Annotated in this window: 20 protein-coding genes; 10 read left to right on the forward strand and 10 right to left on the reverse strand. The window is 57.8% G+C overall.

What is annotated here, in order from left to right:
- Nucleotides 1-341: 341 nt before the first annotated feature.
- Together katG and AC2FFP_RS21670 are read right to left on the reverse strand one after the other, a co-directional pair.
- A complete protein-coding gene (gene katG / locus AC2FFP_RS21665; protein WP_496770588.1) occupies nt 342-2,543 on the reverse strand; it encodes a catalase/peroxidase HPI in 2,202 nt (733 codons plus the stop codon).
- A 269-nt stretch (nt 2,544-2,812) separates the two neighbouring features.
- Nucleotides 2,813-3,658, reverse strand: coding sequence for an SDR family oxidoreductase (locus tag AC2FFP_RS21670; protein ID WP_496770585.1), 846 nt, complete (start codon nt 3,656-3,658; stop codon nt 2,813-2,815).
- Nucleotides 3,659-3,748: 90 nt separating this feature from the next.
- Here AC2FFP_RS21670 and AC2FFP_RS21675 point away from each other — a divergent pair, with 90 nt between their 5' ends.
- A complete protein-coding gene (locus AC2FFP_RS21675; RefSeq protein ID WP_496737289.1) occupies nt 3,749-4,381 on the forward strand; it encodes a class I SAM-dependent DNA methyltransferase in 633 nt (210 codons plus the stop codon).
- 5 nt (nt 4,382-4,386) lie between these two features.
- On the opposite strand, the gene AC2FFP_RS21680 is transcribed toward AC2FFP_RS21675, so the two are convergent.
- The 3 genes from AC2FFP_RS21680 to AC2FFP_RS21690 are packed head-to-tail and all read right to left on the reverse strand — an operon-like array spanning nt 4,387 to nt 8,355.
- Nucleotides 4,387-5,166, reverse strand: coding sequence for a carnitinyl-CoA dehydratase (locus AC2FFP_RS21680; RefSeq protein ID WP_496737291.1), 780 nt, complete (start codon nt 5,164-5,166; stop codon nt 4,387-4,389).
- Nucleotides 5,163-7,178 carry an acetate--CoA ligase family protein gene (locus AC2FFP_RS21685; protein ID WP_496770581.1) on the reverse strand — a complete coding sequence of 672 codons (2,016 nt, stop codon included), beginning with the start codon at nt 7,176-7,178 and terminating at the stop codon, nt 5,163-5,165. Before AC2FFP_RS21685 ends, AC2FFP_RS21680 begins: the two co-directional genes overlap by 4 nt.
- Before the next feature lie 16 nt (nt 7,179-7,194).
- Entirely contained in the window at nt 7,195-8,355 is a 1,161-nt protein-coding gene (locus tag AC2FFP_RS21690; RefSeq protein ID WP_109313076.1) for an acyl-CoA dehydrogenase family protein, read from the reverse strand.
- A 78-nt stretch (nt 8,356-8,433) separates the two neighbouring features.
- On the opposite strand from AC2FFP_RS21690, the gene AC2FFP_RS21695 reads away from it, so the two are divergent.
- A complete protein-coding gene (locus AC2FFP_RS21695; RefSeq protein ID WP_496770579.1) occupies nt 8,434-9,375 on the forward strand; it encodes a GlxA family transcriptional regulator in 942 nt (313 codons plus the stop codon).
- Here AC2FFP_RS21695 and AC2FFP_RS21700 read toward each other — a convergent pair.
- Nucleotides 9,372-10,361, reverse strand: a complete 990-nt coding sequence (locus tag AC2FFP_RS21700) for a sterol desaturase family protein (RefSeq protein ID WP_496770576.1) — start codon at nt 10,359-10,361, stop codon at nt 9,372-9,374. The two genes, AC2FFP_RS21695 and AC2FFP_RS21700, sit on opposite strands and share 4 nt — an antisense overlap.
- Before the next feature lie 22 nt (nt 10,362-10,383).
- The gene (locus tag AC2FFP_RS21705; RefSeq protein WP_496770574.1) at nt 10,384-11,139 is read right to left on the reverse strand and encodes a class II aldolase and adducin N-terminal domain-containing protein; all 756 of its coding nucleotides are present in this window, start codon (nt 11,137-11,139) and stop codon (nt 10,384-10,386) included.
- A 118-nt stretch (nt 11,140-11,257) separates the two neighbouring features.
- Between AC2FFP_RS21705 and AC2FFP_RS21710 the strand changes: the two genes are divergently transcribed.
- The 5 genes from AC2FFP_RS21710 to AC2FFP_RS21730 all read left to right on the forward strand — a co-directional run bounded on the left by AC2FFP_RS21710 (nt 11,258) and on the right by AC2FFP_RS21730 (nt 17,026).
- On the forward strand, nt 11,258-12,133 hold the full coding sequence (locus AC2FFP_RS21710; protein WP_496770571.1) for a LysR substrate-binding domain-containing protein: 876 nt from the start codon (nt 11,258-11,260) through the stop codon (nt 12,131-12,133).
- Nucleotides 12,134-12,277: 144 nt separating this feature from the next.
- Nucleotides 12,278-14,080, forward strand: a complete 1,803-nt coding sequence (ade, locus tag AC2FFP_RS21715; protein WP_496770569.1) for an adenine deaminase — start codon at nt 12,278-12,280, stop codon at nt 14,078-14,080.
- A complete protein-coding gene (locus AC2FFP_RS21720) occupies nt 14,077-15,540 on the forward strand; it encodes an AMP nucleosidase (protein ID WP_282154110.1) in 1,464 nt (487 codons plus the stop codon). The genes ade and AC2FFP_RS21720 overlap by 4 nt, the downstream gene beginning before the upstream one ends.
- A 130-nt stretch (nt 15,541-15,670) precedes the next feature.
- Entirely contained in the window at nt 15,671-15,958 is a 288-nt protein-coding gene (locus tag AC2FFP_RS21725; protein ID WP_039533371.1) for an HU family DNA-binding protein, read from the forward strand.
- A gap of 234 nt (nt 15,959-16,192) precedes the next feature.
- A complete protein-coding gene (locus tag AC2FFP_RS21730; RefSeq protein ID WP_496845289.1) occupies nt 16,193-17,026 on the forward strand; it encodes a hypothetical protein in 834 nt (277 codons plus the stop codon).
- Nucleotides 17,027-17,107: 81 nt separating this feature from the next.
- Here AC2FFP_RS21730 and AC2FFP_RS21735 read toward each other — a convergent pair whose 3' ends face one another.
- Entirely contained in the window at nt 17,108-18,304 is a 1,197-nt protein-coding gene (locus tag AC2FFP_RS21735) for a BCCT family transporter (protein ID WP_496780972.1), read from the reverse strand.
- A gap of 181 nt (nt 18,305-18,485) precedes the next feature.
- Between AC2FFP_RS21735 and AC2FFP_RS21740 the strand changes: the two genes are divergently transcribed.
- Complete coding sequence (locus tag AC2FFP_RS21740) at nt 18,486-19,373, forward strand: DMT family transporter (protein ID WP_496727332.1); 888 nt, start codon at nt 18,486-18,488, stop codon at nt 19,371-19,373.
- Here the strand turns inward: AC2FFP_RS21740 and AC2FFP_RS21745 are convergent.
- Complete coding sequence (locus tag AC2FFP_RS21745) at nt 19,349-19,870, reverse strand: glutathione peroxidase (protein WP_496770563.1); 522 nt, start codon at nt 19,868-19,870, stop codon at nt 19,349-19,351. The genes AC2FFP_RS21740 and AC2FFP_RS21745 overlap by 25 nt on opposite strands.
- 145 nt (nt 19,871-20,015) lie before the next feature.
- On the opposite strand from AC2FFP_RS21745, the gene msrB reads away from it, so the two are divergent.
- Together msrB and msrA are read left to right on the forward strand one after the other, a co-directional pair.
- Complete coding sequence (gene msrB, locus AC2FFP_RS21750; protein ID WP_496741454.1) at nt 20,016-20,465, forward strand: peptide-methionine (R)-S-oxide reductase MsrB; 450 nt, start codon at nt 20,016-20,018, stop codon at nt 20,463-20,465.
- On the forward strand, nt 20,462-20,971 hold the full coding sequence (msrA, locus tag AC2FFP_RS21755; protein WP_496770561.1) for a peptide-methionine (S)-S-oxide reductase MsrA: 510 nt from the start codon (nt 20,462-20,464) through the stop codon (nt 20,969-20,971). The genes msrB and msrA overlap by 4 nt, the downstream gene beginning before the upstream one ends.
- A gap of 30 nt (nt 20,972-21,001) precedes the next feature.
- Here the strand turns inward: msrA and AC2FFP_RS21760 are convergent, their stop codons facing one another.
- Nucleotides 21,002-23,005, reverse strand: coding sequence for a hydantoinase/oxoprolinase family protein (locus AC2FFP_RS21760; RefSeq protein WP_496881498.1), 2,004 nt, complete (start codon nt 23,003-23,005; stop codon nt 21,002-21,004).
- Nucleotides 23,006-23,049 lie beyond the last annotated feature (44 nt).

Genomic DNA, 23,049 nt, shown 5'->3' on the forward strand with positions numbered 1-23,049 from the left:
GCGTCCGGCTGTCTCTCCAACCCGTCCGGCCGTCTCTCCGACCCGTCAGCACCGCCTCAGCAGCGCCGGTGAAGGGGTATTTACGGATTAGGTCTGGGACCTGCAACCCCCATTTTGAAAAAACTTCATATTTCTCTGCAGAAACTCGCCCATGTTAATGAAAACAATAAGTTAGCTTAATAATTTGGGTAAGAAACAGGGCTGGGCGATGCGTGACGCGCGGGTTAGTCAAGGCTTTGGACGGAATCGTACCCAATGCTTGGTATGCCCGCGGGACTCGACCCAAAGAAAACGCCGCCCGAGTCCCCTCGGGCGGCGCTACCTCTGCGATGATCGTCGGTTTACTTCAGATCAAATCGATCCGCGTTCATCACCTTGTTCCAGGCCGAGACAAAGTCACAGACGAATTTACCCTCGGCACCCGTCTGACCGTAGACCTCAGCAAGCGCCCGCAGTTGCGAGTTGGAACCGAAGACCAGATCGACGCGTGTACCGGTCCATTTGATCTCACCGCTGGCGCGGTCACGACCTTCATAAACGCCCTTGCCGGCAGGTTTCCATTCGGTGCCCATGTCCAGAATGTTGGTGAAGAAGTCATTGCTGAGTACACCCACACGATCCGTGAACACCCCATGCTTGGCGTCACCGAAGTTGGCGCCCAAAACACGCAGGCCACCGACAAGTGCCGTCATCTCTGGTGCGGACAAGGTCAACAATTGTGCGCGATCGACCAGTAACTCTTCGGGCGAGACGGTGTAGTCGGCCTTTTGGTAGTTGCGGAAACCGTCTGCTGCGGGCTCCAGGACTGCGACGCTGTCCACATCGGTCTGCTCTTGCGATGCATCGGTGCGGCCCGGGGTGAACGGAACCTCGACATCCTGACCACCAGCTTTGGCAGCCTGCTCGATGCCGACGGCACCGGCCAGAACGATCAGGTCGGCCAGCGACACTTTCTTGTTGCCTGACTGCGCGCCGTTGAACGCCTCTTGAACGCCTGTCAGCGCGTCCAGCACCTTGGACAGTTTCATTGGCTCGTTGACATCCCAATCCTTCTGAGGCGCAAGACGGATACGGGCGCCGTTGGCACCGCCCCGCTTGTCCGACCCGCGGAAGGTCGAGGCCGAGGCCCATGCGGTTGAGATCAGCTCGGACACCGACAGACCGGATGCAGCGATCTTGGTTTTCAAATCCGCTACATCGGCAGCATCGACCAGATCGTGATCCACCGCAGGCACGTTGTCCTGCCAGATCAGCTCTTCGGTCGGGGCTTCCGACCCGATATAGTTCGACCGCGGCCCCATATCGCGGTGGGTCAGCTTGAACCAGGCGCGCGCGAAGGCATCTGCGAACTCTTCCGGGTTCTCGTGGAAGCGTTTCGAGATCGGGCCATAGATCGGATCCATGCGCATCGCCATGTCGGCGGTGGTCATCATGGTTTTGACCTTCTTGGTCGGATCACCGGCCGCCGGGGCCATGTCTTCTTCCTTGACCCCGATCGGCTCCCAGATCCACGCGCCTGCGGGGCTTTTGGTCAGGTTCCACTCATATCCAAACAGAAGGTCAAAGTATCCGTTGTCCCATTTGATCGGGTTTGCGGTCCACGCGCCCTCGATGCCCGAGGTCGTGGTATCGTCACCGACGCCCGAACCGAACTTATTGATCCAGCCAAGGCCCATCTCTTCGATCGGTGCCGCTTCGGGTTCGGGGCCGACCAGATCAGGATCGCCCGCGCCGTGCGCCTTACCAAAGGTGTGGCCACCAGCAACCAACGCGACGGTTTCCTCGTCATTCATCGCCATCCGGCCAAAGGTGTCGCGGATATCACGGCCCGAGGCCAACACGTTTGGTTCACCATCCGGGCCCTCGGGGTTCACGTAGATCAGACCCATCTGAACGGCGGCGAGTGGGTTTTCCATGTCGCGCTCACCAGTGTACCGGCTGTGCGGGTTGTCGGTGGGGGCAAGCCACTCAGTTTCGGAACCCCAATAGATGTCTTCTTCAGGCGCCCAGATATCCGCGCGACCACCAGCAAAGCCAAATGTCTTGCCGCCCATGGATTCAATGGCGCAATTGCCGGCAAGGATCATCAGGTCGGCCCAGGAAATCTGGTTGCCGTATTTCTGCTTGATCGGCCACAGCAGACGGCGCGCCTTATCAAGGTTGCCGTTATCCGGCCAGCTGTTCAGTGGCGCAAAGCGCTGGTTCCCGGTCGAGGCACCGCCACGGCCATCCGCCGTGCGATATGTACCGGCGCTGTGCCAGGCCATCCGGATGAACAGACCGCCGTAATGACCGTAGTCGGCAGGCCACCAATCCTGAGAATCGGTCATCAGCGCGTACAGGTCTTCTTTCAGCGCCTTCATGTCCAGCTTCTTGAATTCTTCAGCGTAGTCGAAATCAGGCCCCAGCGGGTTCGACGCAGGCGAATTCTGGTGCAGGATCGACAGGTTCAGCTGGTTCGGCCACCAATCCCGGTTTGACCGGGTTCCTGCGCCGTGCATTACAGGGCATCCGCCTGTTTTAGGGTTATCACTTCCGTCCATGTCGATCTCCAATCCTGGCTAAAATCCGGCTCGTTCGCGCGGTGAGAAACGCGGGCGATCAAGAACATATATAGATGACACTTTTACCTCTTTTAGATGCACGGCTTGGATTGCGCACATTCTGTCAAAGGTATCGGCGACTCTTGTCTTGTCGCCGCCAGACCTAGCAAATTCGCACCATGCAAATAAGTTTTCTTTATGGATGGTTTTGATAACCAAAAACTATCACTAAGCACCCGGTGCGCATCGCCGGAAATCAGGCCGGTAGCTCAGTCACCGGTCATCAGCGACCTCAATCCGACCCTATAGTTCGGATACATCAGGTTTACACCCAGCTCATCCTTGATCCGATCGTTTCTGACCCGCTTGTTCTCATTGTAAAAGCTGCGCGCCATGGGGGTCATGTCGGCCTCGTCGAAGGGTACTTCGGGCGGCAATGACAATCCCTGCAATTCGGCCGCATAGGCGATGACATCCTGCGGTGGAACGGGTTCATCATCACATACGTTGTAAATCGCCCCCGGATTGGGCGCGGACATGGACGCGGCAAGAACCTGGGCAATGTCGGCGACATGAATTCGGGAAAAGACCTGCCCCGGCTTGATGATACGTCGCATACCCACACGCTTGAGCTTGGAAAACGGCCCACGACCGGGACCATAGATGCCTGCAAGGCGAAAAATGTGTGTCGGCAAGCCGGGGATGTTCCGCCACTGCTCTTCCGCCTGCACCCGCCATTTGCCGCGCTGCGCCGTTGGCGTCGCGGGGGTGGCTTCGTCGACCCAGTTGCCCTGATGATCGCCATACACGGCCGTGGTCGACAGATAGCCAACCCATTTGAATTGCGCCGCCCTTTCCGCAATCTCATCCGCCAATGCAGCCAGAACCGGATCTCCGTCCGCGTTTGGCGCGGCCGAGATCAAAAGATGCGTCACCCCATCCAGCTGTGGCACTTGCCCCGGCCAAATCACCGGCTCTGCGCCGGATGCCTTGACCACCGGCGATTGGGCCGGATCACGCGTCGTGCCGAAGATACGCCAACCATGGGGTTGCAACTGACGGGACAAGGCCTGTGCCGAGTACCCGTGACCGAAGGAAAATAGTGTGCCTGTCATACGCTCTTAGATGATCCGCAATTTCGCCAGATGCAAGAACTCTGCCAAGGATACTTGATTCGAATCCCCCAATGCGCCTTTCTTTTGGATATGAGTGACAAAACACCAGACCTGCATGCCGCCTACGCGCTGGATTCCCCGGAAGACCACAAGCGTCTCTATGCTGAATGGGCCGGGGATTACGATGAAGGCTTTGCCACGCGCGAGGACTATCAGCTGCACATCCATACCGCCCGCGCCTTTGTCGGCGCCGGCGGGCAAGGGCCTGTGCTTGATGTAGGTGCAGGCACTGGCCTGTGCGGCGCGGTTCTGGCCCGGCTGGGTGTGGGACCGATAGATGCCACCGATATCAGCGCCGAGATGCTGGATCAGGCCATGCGCAAGGATATCTACCGCGACGCCATTGAGGCCGATCTGAACGAAGGCATCCCGGTGCCGCGCGAAAGCTACTCCGGGATCGTTTCATCCGGCACGTTCACCCATGGCCACCTTGGGCCAGAAGCTTTGACTGCGCTGCTGCGTGTGGCCCGCCCCGGTGCTCAATTCGCGCTGTCGATCAATGCCCAACATTATGAAAAGCTGGGATTTGCCGAAGCCCTGCACCGGTTAGCGCAAGGCCAGATTCGGAACCTGACCCTGCCCGAAGTTCGCATCTATGGCGATCTTGCATCTGGCCCCAACAAAGATGACACAGCGCTGATAGCCCTGTTTGAACGCGCTTAGGCCGACTATCGACCTTTCCACATGGGATCACGCTTTTCAGCAAAAGCGCGGGCGCCTTCTAGATTGTCTTCAGAGCCATAGAGGGTATCAACCGTCGGCAATTGCCGCCCGGTAATCCGATTCATGGCATCCTGAAACTTGGAGTCTTCGGCATCCCGTACAATCTCTTTGATTGCGGCATAAACCAAAGGCGGACCGCTGGCCAAAAGACGCGCCAGTTCCCATGCCCGATCCATCAGTTGATCGCCCGGCACGATTTCGTTCACCAATCCCCAGTTCTTAGCCTCTTGGGGGTCAAACCAGCGCCCGGTCAGCAGCAGTTCCATCGCCACATGATACGGAATGCGTTTGGGCAGTTTTACGCTAGCGGCGTCGGCCACTGTGCCGGACCGGATCTCCGGCAATGCAAAACTGGCGTGTTCCGCAGCAAGGATCATGTCGGCGCTCAGGGCCAATTCTAACCCGCCGCCGCAGGCAATCCCGTTGACGGCTGCGATGACCGGCTTGTTCATGTCCCGCAGTTCCTGCAGCCCGCCAAAGCCACCAACGCCATAGTCTCCGTCGACTGCGTCTCCGTCAGCGGCTGCTTTCAAATCCCAGCCGGGGCAAAAGAACTTCTCGCCGCCACCGGTCAGGATGGCGACGCGCAGATCTGGATCATCACGGAAATCACGAAACACTTCGCCCATGACACGGCTGGTCGCCAAATCAATCGCGTTCGCTTTGGGACGGTCCAAAGTGACTTCCAGAATTGCGCCATCGCGCTTGGTTTTGACCGGGTTCATATACTTGCCTTTCGGATCAGAGCATCCACCGCTATGGCACGGTTCGGTGTGCAGATCAGTGGGTTTATTTCAACTTCGCTGACATGGGATGCGTTGGCAATGACATAGGCCTGCACCGCATCGACAGCGTCCAGGATCGCCTCAATCTCTGCCGCTGGTTTGCCGCGATATCCCGCCAGCAAGGGTGCGCAGTTCAATTTGCCCAGCGCCTCTTTCACCGCGTCGCGAGAGGAGGGGATCAAAAGGGAAACCGTGTCACGCAGGATTTCAGTCAACACACCTCCGGCACCTAGCGTCAGAACGAACCCGTGGGCCGGGTCTCGGGTGACGCCGACCAACAATTCTGCCACGCCGCCGACAGCCATTTCCTCAACAAGGACGTCATCGGTTCCGATATCCGCCGCGACTTCGCCCACAGCGTCGGCGAGAACCTCAAGGCGCACGGCCGCATGTTCCGATTTATGCGCCAGCCCGACGCCCTTGATCGCAAATGGACCAGTCAGCGCGGTAGAGGCTTGTTTCGCCAGGTTCGCCGGTACCACAACGTTGAGCGGTACACGCACACCGAATTCCGCCAGCGCCTTTTTGGCTTCTGCTTCGGTCAGAACATGATCCGCAACGGTATCCGAGGGCAGCAGGACCGGTTCGGCCTCTGTTGCTTGCGACCGCGCGGCCGCCTCAATTGCCGCAAGCGCTTCATGCAATCCGGCAAAAGGGATAACACCGCCATCGAGTAATCGCTGTGCAACGTCTTCGGGCAAAAGCTCCGGCAGAGTCGCCGTTACCGCAAAGGGGCGCCCCGTCTGAGCAACACTATTCAAAGCGGCCTGCGTGGCGCATTCCCAATCCGTCGCATCCGTGTGCGGATAGTCGAGAATAGCCATAGTCAGGGCCTGTTCCGGCCCCATCATAGCAGTCCAAGCGCGGGTCATGGCTGGCGTGTCACGCCATATATAGGTGTGATAATCCAGCGGGTTCGCCAAGGCCACCATCGGCCCCAAGGCATCGCGCAGGTCAGCTTTTTGTGCTTGCGACAACGGCGGGAAGTGCAGATTGCGCCCCTCGGCCATGTCCGCAGCCAGACTTGCTTCACCACCTGAGCAACTGATCGACCCCAAACCGTTGCTGTCCAAGCGCCCGGTCACGTGCAGCAGCTTGAGGCATTCCAGGAAACTGGGAATGTCATCCAAACGCGCGATCCCAAGGCGATCCAGAAATGCCTGCGCGCCCGCGTCGCCTCCGGCCAATGATGCAGTGTGAGAAATCGTCGCCGCCTGTGCATGGGCGGACCGGCCCACTTTCAGCGCAACAATCGGCACGTTACGATCTCGCGCCTTTTTGGCCAGCGCCTCCCATTTACGCAGGTCACCGAAGCCTTCAATGTGGACACCTACCGCGGTGATCCGGTCATCATCCAACAGGGCCGAGGCGATGTCGGCCTGATGGGTTTGCGCCTGGTTCCCACTGGTCAGCATAAAGGCCAGCGGCAAGGCCCGGCGCTGCATCGTCATATTGATCGCTATGTTCGAACTTTGCGTCAGGATCGCCACACCGCGATCTACCGGTCGCATGCCGTGCTGATCGGGCCAAACAGCGGCGCGGTCCAACCCGTTGACGAAGCCATAACAGTTTGGCCCCAGGATCGGCATCTCGCCTGCGGCCTGCACCAAACGGACCTGCAAATCTGCACCCTGATCGTCCTCGGCATGCGCTTCGGTAAATCCCGAGGCAAAACACACTGCACCCCCGGCCCCCATGGCCGAAAGGACCGCGATCGTCTCGATCGTTGCATGACGGTTGATGCCAACAAAGGCTACGTCGGGGGCCGCAGGAAGGTCCTCAAGGCGTGCAAAAGCACTCAGACCCGCGATTTGACCGGCTTTTGGGTGGACCGGCCAGATGTCGCCCTGAAACCCGAATTTCCGGGCCTGTTCGATCACTGAGACGCACCAGGCGCCGCCGCCAATCACAGCGATGGATGTGGGGTGCAAAACGCGTGACAGGGAAGACATCAGGCGGCCCCCTCCATCACGCACCGAGTGCCCTCAAAAGATCGCGACTGATAATGTGGCGCTGAATTTCGCTGGTCCCGTCCCAGATACGCTCGACCCGCGCGTCGCGCCAGAACCGCTCAAGCGGGTAATCGTCCATCAGACCCATGCCGCCGTGAATTTGGATGGCGGCATCGGTGACCCGCGCGAGCATTTCCGAGGCATAGAGCTTAGCCGAAGCAATTTCGCGGTTGGCAGGCAGGCCTTTGTCCAGGCGGTCGGCTGCGGCCAGCGTCAACAAGTCCGCCGCGTCAATCTCGGTGATCATATCCGCGATTTGGAAGGACACGCCCTGAAACTTGCCGATCTTCTGGCCGAACTGTTCGCGCGTGGCGGAATAGTCCAGCGCATAGTCGAAAGCGCGGCGTGCGCGGCCTACGGACATGGCAGCAACCGTGATACGAGTCGCATAAAGCCAAGTGTTCATCACTTCAAAGCCGCCATCAACCTCACCCAGAACCTGAGCGTCCGGCAGACGGCAATCATCGAAATCAAGAACCATGTTCTTGTAACCGCGATGGCTAACCGACTTGTACCCGTCCCGGATGGTGAAACCGGGCGTTCCGCGATCCACCAGAAACGCCGTTATCCGCTTTTTCGGACCTTTTGGCGTCTGATCCTCTCCGGTCGCGATGAAAACGATGATGAAATCCGCGTGCTCCGCGCCCGAGATGAAGTGCTTGGTGCCATTGACCACCCAGTCTCCGCCATCCCGCACCGCGGCGCACTTCATTCCACGAACATCTGACCCGGCACCGGGTTCGGTCATTGCCAGCGCGTCCATCCTTTCGCCACGCACGGCGGGCATCAAGTATCGTTCGACCTGCTCGCCCTCACACGCCATCAGGATGTTCTGAGGACGCCCGAAGAAGTGATTCAGCGCCATGGACCCGCGGCCCAGCTCACGTTCGACCAGCGCGAACTCCAGATGGTTCAACCCTGCACAACCGACGCTTTCGGGAAAATTACAGGCATAAAAACCCAGTTCAATCGTCTTGCGCTTGATCTCATCCGCGATCTCTTCCGGGACTTCTCCGGTGCGCTCGACCAGCGCCTCATGCGGGTAGATTTCGTTTTCCACAAAGCTGCGAACGGTAGAGACGATCATCTCTTGTTCGTCGGACAATCCATATTGCATCGGGCGTCTCCACATCTGGCGTTGCGGCATATTCTGACGCGGCTTGTCATTTGTAACGTGCAGAAATAGAAGTTTACCATGCAAGAATGGACTAAATCACCCTCTGCACCGCAGCAAATCGGGGTTCTTCTGTTCGACGGATTCTCAAACCATTGTCTGGCCAATACGGTCGAGCCGCTGCGGGCTGCAAACACTCTGGCTAGTCGCAAATTGTATGATTGGCAGTTCCTTGCGTTGGGGGGTGATCCGGTGACATCCTCGTCCGGGCTGCAGGTCGCGCCGCATCGCCCACTCCAGACCGCCAGTGGGGACATGCTGATGGTCATGCCATCTTATGGATTCCGCGCGCATGGCGGGTGGCGGACCCTTTCGGGTCTGCGTTCTGCGGATCAGCGGTTCAAAGTGCTGGTAGGCCTCGACACTGGCAGCTGGCTTTTGGCGCAGGCAGGGCTGCTGGACGGCCATCGCGCCACGATTCACTGGGAAGAGCTGACCGGATTCACCGAGAGGTTTCCCGATATCGATGCGCGGCGCGAGCGCTATGTTGTCGACCGCAATCGCATCACTTGTTCCGGGGCAATGGCGGCCTTTGATCTGGTTTTGCACCTGATTGGGCGAGATCAGGGGCAGGCCTTGGCGCTCGAAGTTTCGCAGCTGTTTATGACCCGCGATTCCGCGCGTTCGCACAAGGGAGGCGCAGGTGCGACCAGCGGTTACGTGAACAAAGCGCTGGCCTTGATGCAGGAACACCTTGAGATCCCCTTGCCAGTGTCCGAAATCGCAAATCGGGTTGGCCGATCGCAGAAAGCCCTGTCCGTCCGCATGCAGTCCGAGTTGGGCGCTGGCCCGGCGCAGGTCTATCGCCGACTGCGCCTGAACCTTGCGCGCAAACTGGTGGCGGAAACCGACCTGAGCATCGGTGAGGTTGCCCTGCGCGCGGGCTATGACGACCCCAGCGCCCTGACCCGTGCCTTCAAAGCCGAATTCGGGGTCACGCCGCGCGCGCTTCGGACCAGCTAGGTATACATCTGTTTCTTGTACGCCCTTGTCCGGGTCGTCGCCTCGGCCGACCCGTCATGGTACGTGCCAAACCACTTGTCGAACGGAATTTCAGAGGTGCCGTAGTTGCACTCGAAATACCGGTGGTGAAGCTGGTGAAAGAAATCACCGGCACGGGCGGCATCCGTGTCTCCGGCCTTTAGTTTTTCAAACCCGGAATGAGACAACACGGGGCTGATCTGCTGGAAGGAGGCGTGGAACAGCACATGCAACGGGTGCGACGGAACGATCAGGTGGATGAAATAGGTCGTGAAGTACAGCAGGTTCTCGTACCAGTGGTTCGAGATTCCCGACCAAGGCCCAATGTTCACGTTACGATGATGCACAGCATGCACGTATTTGTAGAGCTTCGGGTGATGTTCCAGCCGGTGCACCCAGTAAAAGTGCAGACCTGACCACATCGGGATAAACACCATCCACACAACGAACCAGACCGGCGCGCCGGACCATGTGATGGTCGGCACATAGCCGTTGGCCATCGCCCAGTAGATGATCCACTGATAAACGGTCGCGACGGTCATCGCGCTGCCCAGCGTCCACCAGATATTGTCCAGAACCTGATTGCGGAATGTGAACGTACCATTGTTGCGGGTCAGGTCGCGGCGGTCGAACTTTTTGTACATGCCCTGCCCTTTTCGCATGTACAGCCACCAGTGCAGCCCACCTGCGACGAGTATCTGGGGCACCATGTTCAGCAGCCAAATGCGAAACATCCAACCCGGTGCAAAGCTTTGCATACTTTCCAAGGACGGAAAAAAGAAAGCATAGGCGGTAACCGCCAGCGCAAGGCACAAGGTTAATGCCGTGATCTGCAGCCACGCCCCGCTGTACCATTTCAGCACAGCTGACGGACGTGGTGGCCAATTGAACAAGGGGTTTAACCCCACCGGACCTTCAGGATGATAGTGCCAGCGAGCGGATTCCGGATTCTGTGTAGTGTCAGACATGGTCGTTACCCTGATGAGGTTGTCATGTGGCGTAGTCAGAGCCGCAATCGTCCAGTAAGGCCTTGATCTCTCGCAGATGAGCCTGGGCCTGATCTGGATAGTCTTCTAATTCTTGCGCAGTCTTTTCGGCAATCTCATCTGGCAGGACGCGCAATGGCTGGCCGGTCTGCAGAGCTCGGATGTAGGTTTCCGCTGCGCGTTCAAAATAATAAAGCCTGTTAAAGGCATCTGCCGGGTCACTGCCGATCACAAGAACACCGTGATTGCCCATGATCATGACCTTTTTCTTGGGGTCCGACAGCATCGACGCGCAGCGTTCACCTTCGCTTTCAAAGGCGAGGCCTCCGAACTCTTCATCCACGACGTATCGGTCGTAGAACGTGGCCGTGTTCTGATCGATCGGGGGCAAGGTGCTATCCGCCAAAGATGCCAGAACCGTCGCAAAGATCGAATGCACGTGCATCACACAGCGCGCATGCGGACAGTGGCGGTGGATCGAGCCGTGCAGACCCCAGGCCGTCGGATCCGGGGCACCGGGTTGGTTCATCACATCGGCATCATTTGCGTCCAGAAACAGCAGATTTGACGCTTTGACCCGCGCAAAATGCATCTGGTTCGGGTTCATCAGGAACTGGGTGCCTTCCGGGTTCACCGCCAGACTAAAATGGTTGGCGACACCTTCGTGCATGTTCAGCCGCTCGACCCAGCGAAAGGTTGCAGCCAGATCAACACGTTCGGCCCAGTGGTCGATATTGGCGCGCAGGTTTGTAACAGTCATTCCGGGCTCCTTTGCGGATAGCTGAGAACTTTCGGAAATCGTGCCTGTAGCGTCAAAAATTGACCAACGAAAAAAACACAACTATTCCATTAGCTGAACTAATGGCAAGGTTATACGCATGCAAAAACCACTTCCTCCGCTGGGTTGGCTCCGCACGTTTGAGGCGGCGGCGCGGCATTTGTCCTTTACCGGCGCAGCCCGGGATCTGAACATGACACAAAGCGCGGTCAGCCAGCAGATCAAGTCCTTGGAAGGGTACCTTGGGCAGCCTTTGTTTTTGCGTCGACCACGCGCGTTGGAACTGACCGAAGCGGGCATCACGTATCTTCCGGTGGTGCGCGAGGCATTTCGGACACTCGTACGTGGAACTCAGGCCGTGACCGGCGCCCAACAGAACGCGGTTCAGGTTCAAAGCAACATCACCTTTGCCGTGAATTGGCTGGCACCCAGACTGCCGAAATTCCGGGCGTTACATCCCGAGGTGCAGCTGAATATCTTTACCGAGCTTTGGGAGCCGCGCGAAATGGCCGAAGGGGCCGCCGTGGAAATCCGTTATTCACTACGGCCGTCAGATACGGTTCGGACCGAATTGCTGAGAACTGATCACTACTATCCAGTCTGCGCGCCAGGCTATCAGGTGACGTTGGACGACCTGCAACAGCAGCCGCTTTTTGACTGCTCGAACCTGCTGTCGAACTGGCTGGGTTGGACTGAAGAACAGGGTCTAAATTGGGGAAATCCTGCAATCACTTATTCGACCACCTATTTGGTCAGCTTGTCCGTAGCCATGGCTGGCGGAGGGCTGTGTCTGGCGCATGACACCATTGCCAATGACCTGATTGCGCAAGGTCGTTTAGTAGCCCCGTTCGCCCATCGCGCACCCATGCCCGAAGCCTATTATCTGCTTCTGTCACCGCGCGCCGAAGAAAGCCCCGGCGCCATTGCTTTTGCCAATTGGGTTCGCCGCGAACTGGAGAAGGATACACAGAAATAACCGAGGGTTGCTCCCGCCCATCATCGATGCCCTGCCGGGCGTCTCTTCTGGTTGGGCCGTGCAGCGCTGACGCGCTGCGTGACGGTTTGATGATACCTGTTCACAAGGGGTTGAACCTTCCTGCGCATTCGGGAAAGTTGGGCCATGGAACACACACCCTTCCCTAGTTGGCCCGATGTCGCCCTCCGTTTGATTGCCGTAGCCGCAGGTCGTGAAGCTGCAGATTCGGTCATTCGCGGCGGAATCTGGGTAAATGTGCACAGCCGCGAAAGCCTTCCGAATCATGACATTGCGATCGCTGATGGACGCATCGCTTATGTCGGACCCGATGCATCACTTTGCACCGGCCCAGAGACTCAGGTCATCGAGGCCACAGGGCGCTATATGATCCCTGGCCTGTGTGATGCCCATATGCATATCGAATCGGGCATGCTGACCCCGGCTGAATTTGCCCGCGCTGTCATTCCGCATGGAACCACCAGCATGTTCACCGACCCGCATGAGATCGCAAATGTCCTTGGCCTGGACGGCGTACGCATGATGCATGACGAGGCGATGATGCAGCCGGTGAACATCTTCACCCAGATGCCGTCCTGCGCCCCATCTGCACCTGGGTTGGAAACCACAGGGTACGAAATTACCGCCGAAGACGTGGCCGAAGCGATGAGCTGGCCCGGCATCATCGGCTTAGGCGAGATGATGAACTTTCCCGGTGTCATCAATGGCGACCCAAAGATGTTGGCGGAAATCGCCGAAACGCAACGCGCCGGGAAAACCGTAGGAGGACACTACGCTTCGCCTGATTTAGGGCCTGATTTTGCCGCCTATGTTGCCGGGGGTCCGGCGGATGATCACGAAGGTACCTGCGAGGCAGACGCGATCGCGCGTGTTCGGCAGGGGATGCGGTCGATGATGCGGCTGGGCTCGGCCTGGTATGACGTGGAAAGTCAGATCACGGCTGTCACGGAAAAAGGTCTGGACCCGCGCAACTTTATCCTGTGCACCGACGATTGCCACTCAGGCACGCTGGTCAATGACGGCCATATGAATCGTGTGGTTCGGCACGCCATCGCTTGCGGATGTGATCCGCTGATTGCCCTTCAAATGGCAACGATCAACACGGCGACCCACTTCGGGTTGGAGCGTGAAATCGGCTCGATCACACCGGGGCGGCGCGCGGATGTCATCCTCAGCTCGGACCTGAAAGAACTGCCCATCGACACCGTGATTGCGCGCGGTCAGATCGTGGCCGAAAACGGTAAAATCACCGTCGACTGCCCGCACCTCAACTGGCCTGATACCGCCCGGAACACCGTGCATCTGGGGCATACCCTGACCGCTGCCGATTTCGAAATCCAAGCACCTGCAGGGGCAAACCGCGTGCAGGCCAACGTGATCGGCGTGGTGGAAAACCAGGCCCCGACCAAAGCTCTGAAGGCTGAACTGCCGATCATCGAAGGATTAGTCGAGGGCGACGGCGATGTCTGCCAGATTGCACTGGTTGAACGCCACCGGGCGACGGGCGGCGTGACGAACGCTTTTGTTTCCGGATTCGGATATCAGGGCAAAATGGCCATGGCCTCGACCGTGGCGCATGACAGCCATCACATGATCGTTGTCGGCACGGATCGCGAACAGATGGCACTGGCCGCAAACAGGCTGGCCGAAGTAGGTGGCGGCATCACCATATTCCGCGATGGGGAAGAATTGGCGCTGGTCGAACTGCCCATCGCAGGCCTGATGTCAGACAGCCCCGCCGCAACTGTGGCCGCCAAAGCCGAAGACATGGTCGCCGCGATGGAGGCCTGTGGCTGCACCCTCAACAACGCATATATGCAGCACTCACTTTTGGCACTGGTCGTGATTCCGGAATTGCGGATATCGGATCTGGGTCTGGTGGATGTGCGCACCTTTGAAAAAATCGATCTTCTGGAACCACTTGCATGACAATAATAAAAACACCCGACGCACCCAAACCGGAACAATTCACCGACCCCAAAGCGGCGGTCGCTCGGTTGGAAGCGCTCTATGAACAAGCAACCCGCTTTCTGTGCGACAGTTTCTCGGCAGCCATTGAGCATGGCGCACCAACGGCGCGGTTTAGAGCCTATTACCCGGAAATTCGCATCAGAACGTCGTCCTATGCGCATGTCGACAGCCGTCTGAGTTTTGGCCACGTCTCAGAACCCGGTATTCATGCCACAACGGTTACGCGGCCGGATTTGTTTCGGTCCTATTTGACTCAACAGATCGCGTTGTTGATCAAGAACCACGACCAGCCGGTTACGATTGGGCCGTCCGACACACCGATCCCTGTGCATTTCGCGGTTGCCAACAATCCCGATCTGCACGTCCCGCAACAGGGCGCGGCCGGGTTCACGTTGCGCGATGTCTTTGACGTTCCCGACCTGACCACGACCAACGATGATATCGTCAACGGGGTGTACGACCACGAGGATGAAGCCGGCCCGCTGGCCTTGTTTACTGCCCAACGCGTCGACTATTCGCTGGCCCGGCTTGCGCATTATACCGCGACGGATCCCAGCCATTTCCAGAACCATGTCCTGTTCACGAACTACCAGTTCTACGTCTCCGAGTTCGAGAATTACGCGCGTGCGCAATTGGCCGATCCGGACAGCGGTTACACCAGCTTCGTTTCGACCGGGAATGTCGAGATCAAGGGCTCCGAGGAAGAGTTGGCCCAACCGCTGAAGCTGCCGCAAATGCCGACTTATCACCTGAAACGCGAGGATGGGTCCGGGATCACGCTGGTCAATATCGGCGTTGGGCCTTCGAACGCTAAAACGGCCACTGACCATATCGCCGTTCTGCGGCCCCACGCCTGGCTGATGGTCGGCCACTGTGCCGGGCTGCGCAACACGCAGGCGCTGGGGGATTTCGTTCTGGCCCACGCCTACCTGCGTGAAGACAAGGTGCTGGACGATGACCTGCCGGTCTGGGTTCCGATCCCGCCGCTGGCCGAGGTTCAGGTCGCGCTGGAAAGCGCCGTGGCCGAGGTCACCGAGTTGGAAGGATACGAGCTTAAGCGGATCATGCGGACCGGCACCGTCGCCTCGGTCGACAACCGCAACTGGGAACTGCGCGATCAGTCCGGCCCTGTGCAAAGGCTCAGCCAATCCCGCGCCATTGCACTGGATATGGAAAGCGCAACCATCGCCGCAAATGGCTATCGGTTCCGGGTTCCCTACGGCACATTGTTGTGTGTTTCTGACAAACCGCTGCACGGCGAATTAAAGCTTCCGGGCATGGCATCTGCCTTTTATACCACCCAGGTCAGTCGCCATCTTGCAATCGGAATTCGGGCGATGGAACATCTGCGCGGCATGCCGTTAGAGCGTCTGCACAGCCGGAAATTGCGTTCATTCGACGAAACAGCCTTTCTCTGACGCAAAAAAGCAACGATTTCCCCATATTTTTAGGGTTTTCAACGCTACTATTCGTTGTGTTCGACCACAATATCCCGTTACAGTTACGCGGTGAGGCCCTATGTATCGGGCACGTTAAGGAGACCAAGAAATGGCAAAGCCTATGACAAAGACTCAGCTGGTGGCTGCTCTCGCTGAGGAAATGGGAACCGACAAGAAAGCTGCAAACGCAGCGTTGGAGGCCATGACTGGCCTGATCACCCGCGAAGTTTCCGCCGGCGGCGCAGTGACCCTGCCTGGCGTTGGCAAAATCTACTGCCGCGAGCGCCCCGAGCGCATGGTGCGCAACCCCGCCACCGGCGAGCAGTTCAAGAAAGAAGCCGACAAAGTGGTCAAGATGACCATCGCGAAAGCTCTGAAGGACAGCGTGAACGGCTAATCTCAGCTTTCACTGCAAACGATAGAGGGTCGCCTTCGGGGGGCCCTTTTTCTTTGTTCGCCTGTTGGGACGAATTTTGGCACACCCGATAGATTTCGATGTACTTTGCGGGTTACCCGTCTAGTTGTTGAATAACAACATTTGAATTCATCGATCGGTTTGAAAAACGTGACGCACTTCTTCTCCAAAATCTCGTCTCTCGCGATTGCTTTTTCTCTAACCTGGACAACTCAGTTGGCTGCGCAACCTGTGGGTTGGGGCTTTCAGGTTGATGGGCTTGCGGCGTATCAAGGCAACGCATCCTTAAGCGGAGGTGGCAATTTCTCTGCAAGTCGTGCCTTTATTCGTGGCGGTTCGCTGTATAATACCGGCGATGGTACGTCATTCGGCCTGTCCATAAGCCTTGGGCAATTTGACTACGACTTCAATCAGACTGAAAATCAACCATGGACCGACATACGCGATATCCGGGTCTCGTTTCCGGTACGCGCGCGCGTCGGTGAAACGGCGCAACTGTTAATATCTCCACAAATCAGATGGGATTACCAAAGTGGTATAGACGCGTCTGATGGGCGGACTTACGGGGTTTTTGCCGGTCTGGCTTGGGAAGTCAGTAGCCGCTTGTCGATTGGACCTGCATTCGGCGTTTTTTCCCAACTCGAGGAAGAAGGCGTGGACTTTTTTCCGGCTCTTCTGGTGGATTGGGACATCAATGACCGTTGGAACCTGAATACGGGATCAGGGATTGGCGCAACCAGAGGGCCGGGGCTGACACTGAGTTATGCCATGACTGACACAATAAACCTGTCTTTGGCTGCGCGCTCTGAACGCATCCGCTTTCGCCTGGATGACCAAGGTCTTGCGCCGGATGGCGTTGGGGAAGACAAGAGCATCCCGGTTGTATTGGCCTTGGATTACAGCCCAAATCCCGGAGTTTCTCTAAACGTTTTTGCCGGAGCTGAATTCGATGGTCGGCTTACTCTGGATGACGAAAATGGAAGTGAGATTAGCCGGCAATCTTACGACACTGCACCGCTTGTCGGTTTTGCGTTCCGTTTTCGGTTCTGACTTTTCCAAAATAGAACTTCAAGACCACGGAAAACGGGCGCCGGATTAGGCGCCCGTCTGTTCTTTAACTCCGTTCGGCAATCAGTGAACCGTCTCAACCTTGTGGAAGTCCAGATCACGATCTTCGGGCATTGAATCGATGCTCAACACCTCTTTGCGCTTGGTGATCAGGATGTAGACCACGCAGGCCAAATAGAGGCCAACGACCACCGCTCCGATCCATTGGATCTGCAGCCACTGGCTCTGGAACAACAGGGTCAGGACAAACAGCAGGGCGACGTTGCCTGCAACGTAGATCGCCTTGCCGAACCGCTCGACTGTCAGGTTCAGGTTGTCCGTATAGAGCCTAATCAGCGAGTCCAGCGAGTTGATCACAAAGGTCACGCCCACGATCACCATCGCGATGTTGGTGATGCCCGCAGTGCTGATGCCGTTCAGGTGATAGTAGTAGAGAACGGTGAACCAGATTCCCAGCGGGATCGACGGGAAGATCAGCAGCGCCGCCAGCAATTGCCAGGTTTTCAGACCACCGACAAAGCGAGAGGTGAACTGGCCAATCATGATCGACCACGCGAACCACCAGAACAAATAGAAGGCGTGATAGTCGGTCAGCGGCAGGACAAACTTGTGCAGGTTGGCAAAGTAAGCGCTGATGTTGCTGCCGGTTTCAACAAATCCGGTCATGCCCATGCCAGCCGCGACCCACATTCCGATGATCAGCGCAAGGAACAGGAAGGTCGAACCCACGGACAGGATACGCACGTATTTCAGGTCGGTCGAAGAATAGGCCGCTGCCAGAATGACCACAAATACGATGATGTAGAAGGTTGAAACCACGGATTCGCCGTCTCCGACTTCAGGCAGATAGCCAGGCAGGTAGATCAGAAACAGGCTGGCGGTGAAGGCGCAGGTGCCAATAATCACCACGTTGTTGATCAACTTGACCAGCGGGATCTCAAAGAACTTCACGCGGGGTTCGATGACGCAGAAATAGAACGCCGTCAGGAAGTAGAAAGCCCAGATCAGGAAGCCCCAGAACCCGAACTCGATGGCCAGCGGGTTCGCAAAGGCATAGGCCGGTTCCTCGGCATATCCGCCAAACTCGGTCAGCGGGAACATGATCAGGCCGACATCCAGACCGGACGTGAACAGGATCGCGATGAAGGTGAACAGATGCACTGGCGTGACGCCCACGCAACGCAGGTTCCACCATTTCACGACGAAGAAAGCGACCAGGCCCAATGCCAGCAGGACGCCGAAAGAAAGAATATACTCCAAAAGCACCAACATACCTCCCTTGGTTAGTCAGAGTGCGGTTCGCATACCTTTAATTGACTGATCAATCAACAAACACTGCAATGCCGAATGTAACTGATGAGGCCTGTGGTTTTTTTGACGCGGGGCGCTTGCGCGTTTGAGATAATTCCGAAACAGTCGCGGCGTTTGGGAGAGCGTCATCATGGATCTGCGCGCCATAGCCATGGGGCTGGCATTTGCCTTCATCTGGTCGTCAGCCTTCACCTCGGCGCGGATCATCGTCGCCGATGCCTCGCCCCTTTTCTCACTGGCGCTGCGATTTTTGATCTCGGGGTTGTTGGGGGTCGCAATTGCGCGGGCGATGGGCCAAAGCTGGAGGCTGACGCGCGCGCAATGGTACGCGACTATTCTGTTTGGAATATGCCAAAATGCCCTTTATTTGGGTCTGAATTTCTACGCAATGCAAACCGTACAAGCATCTGTTGCGGCGATTATTGCATCAACAATGCCCCTGATCGTGGCATTAGCCAGCTGGACACTGTTTCACGAAAAACTTCGACCACTGGGCGTGTTCGGATTGCTGGCGGGTTTCGCTGGCGTCGCATTGATCATGAGCAGCCGGATTAGCGCGGGCGCCGACCTGTTTGGCGTCATGCTGTGCGGGCTGGGCGCGCTGGCGCTCAGCTTTGCGACACTGGCTGTGCGCGGGGCAACATCCGGCGGCAATTTCATGATGGTGGTCGGGCTACAGATGCTGGTGGGCGCGGCAATTCTGTTCTTCGCGGCCCCCATATTCGAGACGATCTACATTCACCCGAACGTACCGTGGATGCTGGCCTTTGCTTATACGACACTGTTCCCTGGCTTGTTGGCGACACTGATCTGGTTCCATTTGTTGAACAGGATCGGCGCGATCCGAGCCGCAACTTTTCACTTTTTGAACCCGGTCTTTGGCGTCGCGGTCGCTGCTGCTCTGCTGGGTGAAAAGCTTGGTCCGATGGATGCGGTTGGCGTGGGCATCACAACGCTGGGAATTCTGGCAGTGCAGCTGTCTCGGCAGACCGATCAGCGCAGCAATGCCTCGACCTGACGCAAGAGCTTCGGTGAATCCGGTTTGACGTTCGAGCCATACGTCGCGACAACCTCGCCCGCTGGGTCAATCAGGATCTTGTTGAAATTCCACTTGGGGACAAAGCCCGTTTGCTGGGCAACAGCCCTATAAAACGGATGGGCACCGACGCCTTTGACTGGGGTGATGTCGGTCATGGGCAAGGTCAGACCAAAATTCATCTCGCAGAATTGTTTCACGTCTTTCGCTGACCCCAGTTCCTGATTGAAAGAATCCGAAGGGACGGCCAAAACCACGAGACCTCGATCAGCATAGGTGTCATGGATTTTTTGTAAGCCAGCGTATTGCCCCGTGAACCCGCAATGGGATGCCGTGTTCACAATCAGCACCGGCTGACCTCTCCACCCCTCAAGAGAAAGGGTTCCGCCGTCAATCGAGTCAAACTCACCGGTCAAAGGTGCAGCTTGAACAGCGCGGGCAACCAGCAATAGGACGGATAACAGAAGCAGTCTCAACATGGTGTTACCTCCTTTATTGTGAATTACGCGTGCGTTTGGCATTCGGATCACCCGCACGAGAACGCGAGCAGGCTGAAATATGATTTTGATTTTTGCCCCAGTATGCCCAAATAAAGGTCCAAGTCATATCAACACCGGAGAAGCCATGACCCGCTACACCAAAGACCCCGAGGCCATTGCCGCTCTTTCCCCTGAAGAATTTCACGTCACCCAACGCAGCGGGACCGAACGCCCCGGCACTGGAAAGCTGTTGGGAAACAAGGAACCGGGCATATACGTCGATATCGTCTCGGGCGAACCGCTATTTGCCTCGACCCACAAATACGAATCCGGATGTGGCTGGCCAAGCTTTACCAAGCCCATCGTGCACGAGCATGTTGAAGAGATTGAAGATCGCACGCTTGGCATGATCCGGACCGAGGTCCGCTCGAAACATGGCGACAGTCATCTTGGGCACGTATTCCCCGACGGTCCACGCGAACACGGCGGGCTACGCTATTGTATCAACTCCGCCTCCTTGCGGTTCATTCATCGCGATGAGATGGAGGCCGAAGGGTACAGTGAATACCTGATCCATGTGGAGGATATCCAATGACCAATGAACGCGCTGTTCTGGCCGGGGGCTGCTTTTGGGGCATGCAGGACCTGATCCGTAAATTGCCCGGCGTTTCCAGCACCCGCGTCGGCTATACTGGCGGCGACGTGCCCAACGCCACCTATCGCAACCACGGCACCCATGCCGAAGGGATCGAGATCATTTTCGACCCAGCGCAAATTACCTATCGCGACCTGCTCGAGTTCTTCTTTCAGATTCACGACCCGACAACCGTTAACCGTCAGGGCAATGATCGCGGGATGAGCTATCGCTCGGCCATCTACTATGTGGACGACGCCCAGAAACAGTTGGCTGAGGACACGATTGCCGATGTGAACGCCAGCGGGATCTGGCCCGGCAAGGTTGTGACCGAGGTCGAACCCGTCAGCGATTTCTGGGAGGCTGAGCCCGAGCATCAGGACTACCTTGAACGTATTCCCAACGGCTATACCTGCCACTTCCCGCGCCCCGATTGGGTTCTGCCCAAGCGCAGCGCGGCTGAATAACCGAATTGGCCCTCCTTCCCGCGAGGGGGGCTAACCTGAGGCCACCCTTGGGCGTCCGCTGGCTTCGACCGTGATCATCGCTTCGACAAACACGTCCTGCGCTTCGATGCGCGCGGTGCGGATGTCGCGGTCGACGACCACCCGGATATCTGCGGCGCCGGCCTGCCGCACGGCGACCTCGGCCTGATCCCGCAGAACCGTCTCCAGCAGTTCCAAGGCCTTGTCGGATTCTGTGAAATCCTGCGGCCCTTCCTCCAAATGAACCCGGTAACGCCCTTCAGACGGTGACGTCACGGTTCCTGTTCGACGCAGCGTAAGCCGACCAACAACTGCTCCGATCGCGTTGGCGACACCGGCGTGTTCCGGCAGAATCATGGTGCAATGCAGGCGATCCCCTACAGCCGGATAATAGCTGGGGGCGGATGCGCCGAGACCCACGACATCCACGTTTAGCGATGCGCCCAGCGCGATTAAGCCGCGATGCCTTGCCAGCCCTTTTTGCGTCAACACGTGCCGGGCCAAGTCAGCAGGTGCAAGACCAAAACCGTCAGCTTCTTCGGCAAAAGCAGTCTCTAATAAGGTCAAAGACGTCTGTTCGGTCAACTGATCCACGATCATCTGTGCCAGTTGTTCGGGGCTGCCGGCTAGCCTGTCACCCATCCCCACCCGCTTGCGCGCAACCAGCTCCAACGCCTTGTGGGCTGCGTCCGCATCCCAGGTATCCAATCGGCCCAAAACATGGCTGGCATCCGATGGCGTCACACCCGAAACCTGAACGACACCGCGATCCACCAGACGCGACAAAGCTCCGTTCTCCATACGGGTGCGCAGCAGGTCACTTAGGGGCATGACGTTCTCGCCCAGCCTCTCCAACAGCGATTCTTCGCGCGCACCCAACCCGTCGGCATTGATACCGGGAACACGGCGGGCAAACCGCGTGTCATGCTCTCCCACGGTTGTTGCCCGCAACTGTGTGTCCAGAACGCCGTGAACAACCTCGGGTGCTTCTGACGCGATCAGAGATACCGGCAGCACCCGTCGTGGCCCCAGAAATACGCCGCCGCCCAGCCCTTCGGTCACCACATGCACCTGGCTATCTCCACCCAGTCCGTGGGTGCGCATGGCAACCGCCTCAACCATCGTACGAAATCCGCCGACCTGCGCGCCCGCTGGGTCAATCGCGGGTTTGCCATCCCGAATCAGCGCAACATCCGTCGTGGTGCCGCCAATATCGGACACCAGTGCATTCTCGGCCCCCGTCAACCAGCTTGCCCCAACAATCGAAGCCGCCGGCCCGCTGAGGATCGTCTCAATCGGGCGTTCCCGCGCTTGTTCGGCGCTCATCAGAGCACCATCGCCGCGCACAACCATCATCGGTGCGGTTATGCCCAGATCAATCAAACGATCCTGCGCCCGACCGATCAAACGGTCGATCATGCCGATCAAACGCGCATTCAAAACCGCCGTGACCGCGCGTTTCGGACCGTTCAGTTTGGCCGACAACTGATGAGAGCACGTTACCGGTGCCCCGGTTGTCGCGGCAATGACACGCGCGGCCTGCAATTCATGCGCCGGGTTCCGCGTTGCGAACTGCGCGGCAACCGCAAACCCGGAAACATCCTTGTGCGACGCCAAAAAGGCTTCCAGCGCGTCGACGTCCAATGGAGCAGCCTCACCCCCGGCGTGGCTATGCCCACCGCCAATCACCAGCGCTGGATCACCCTTCAGCGCATCCCGCAGCCCATGTTTCTCAAGGTCTGCTTCCTTGAACCCAATGTAAATCAGCGCGACTCGACCACCCTGCCCTTCGACCAAGGCATTCGTCGCCAACGTCGTCGACAAAGACGCCATTGAGATCTGCTCCGGCGACACCTGTGCTTGATCCAACACTGCCGAGATCGCCTGTCCAACCCCAATTGCCAGATCGGCGCGGGTTGTCAGGGATTTAGCCGAGGCGATCACCTCTTTCTCGTCCCGGATCAGCACCGCATCCGTATAGGTTCCACCCGTATCCACCCCCAAAGCCAACGCCATCGGGATCTCCTTCCTGTTCGCTGTCGATGGGTGTAGCGGTTTGG

It is taken from the genome of Ruegeria sp. YTSC004, from assembly GCF_059609805.1.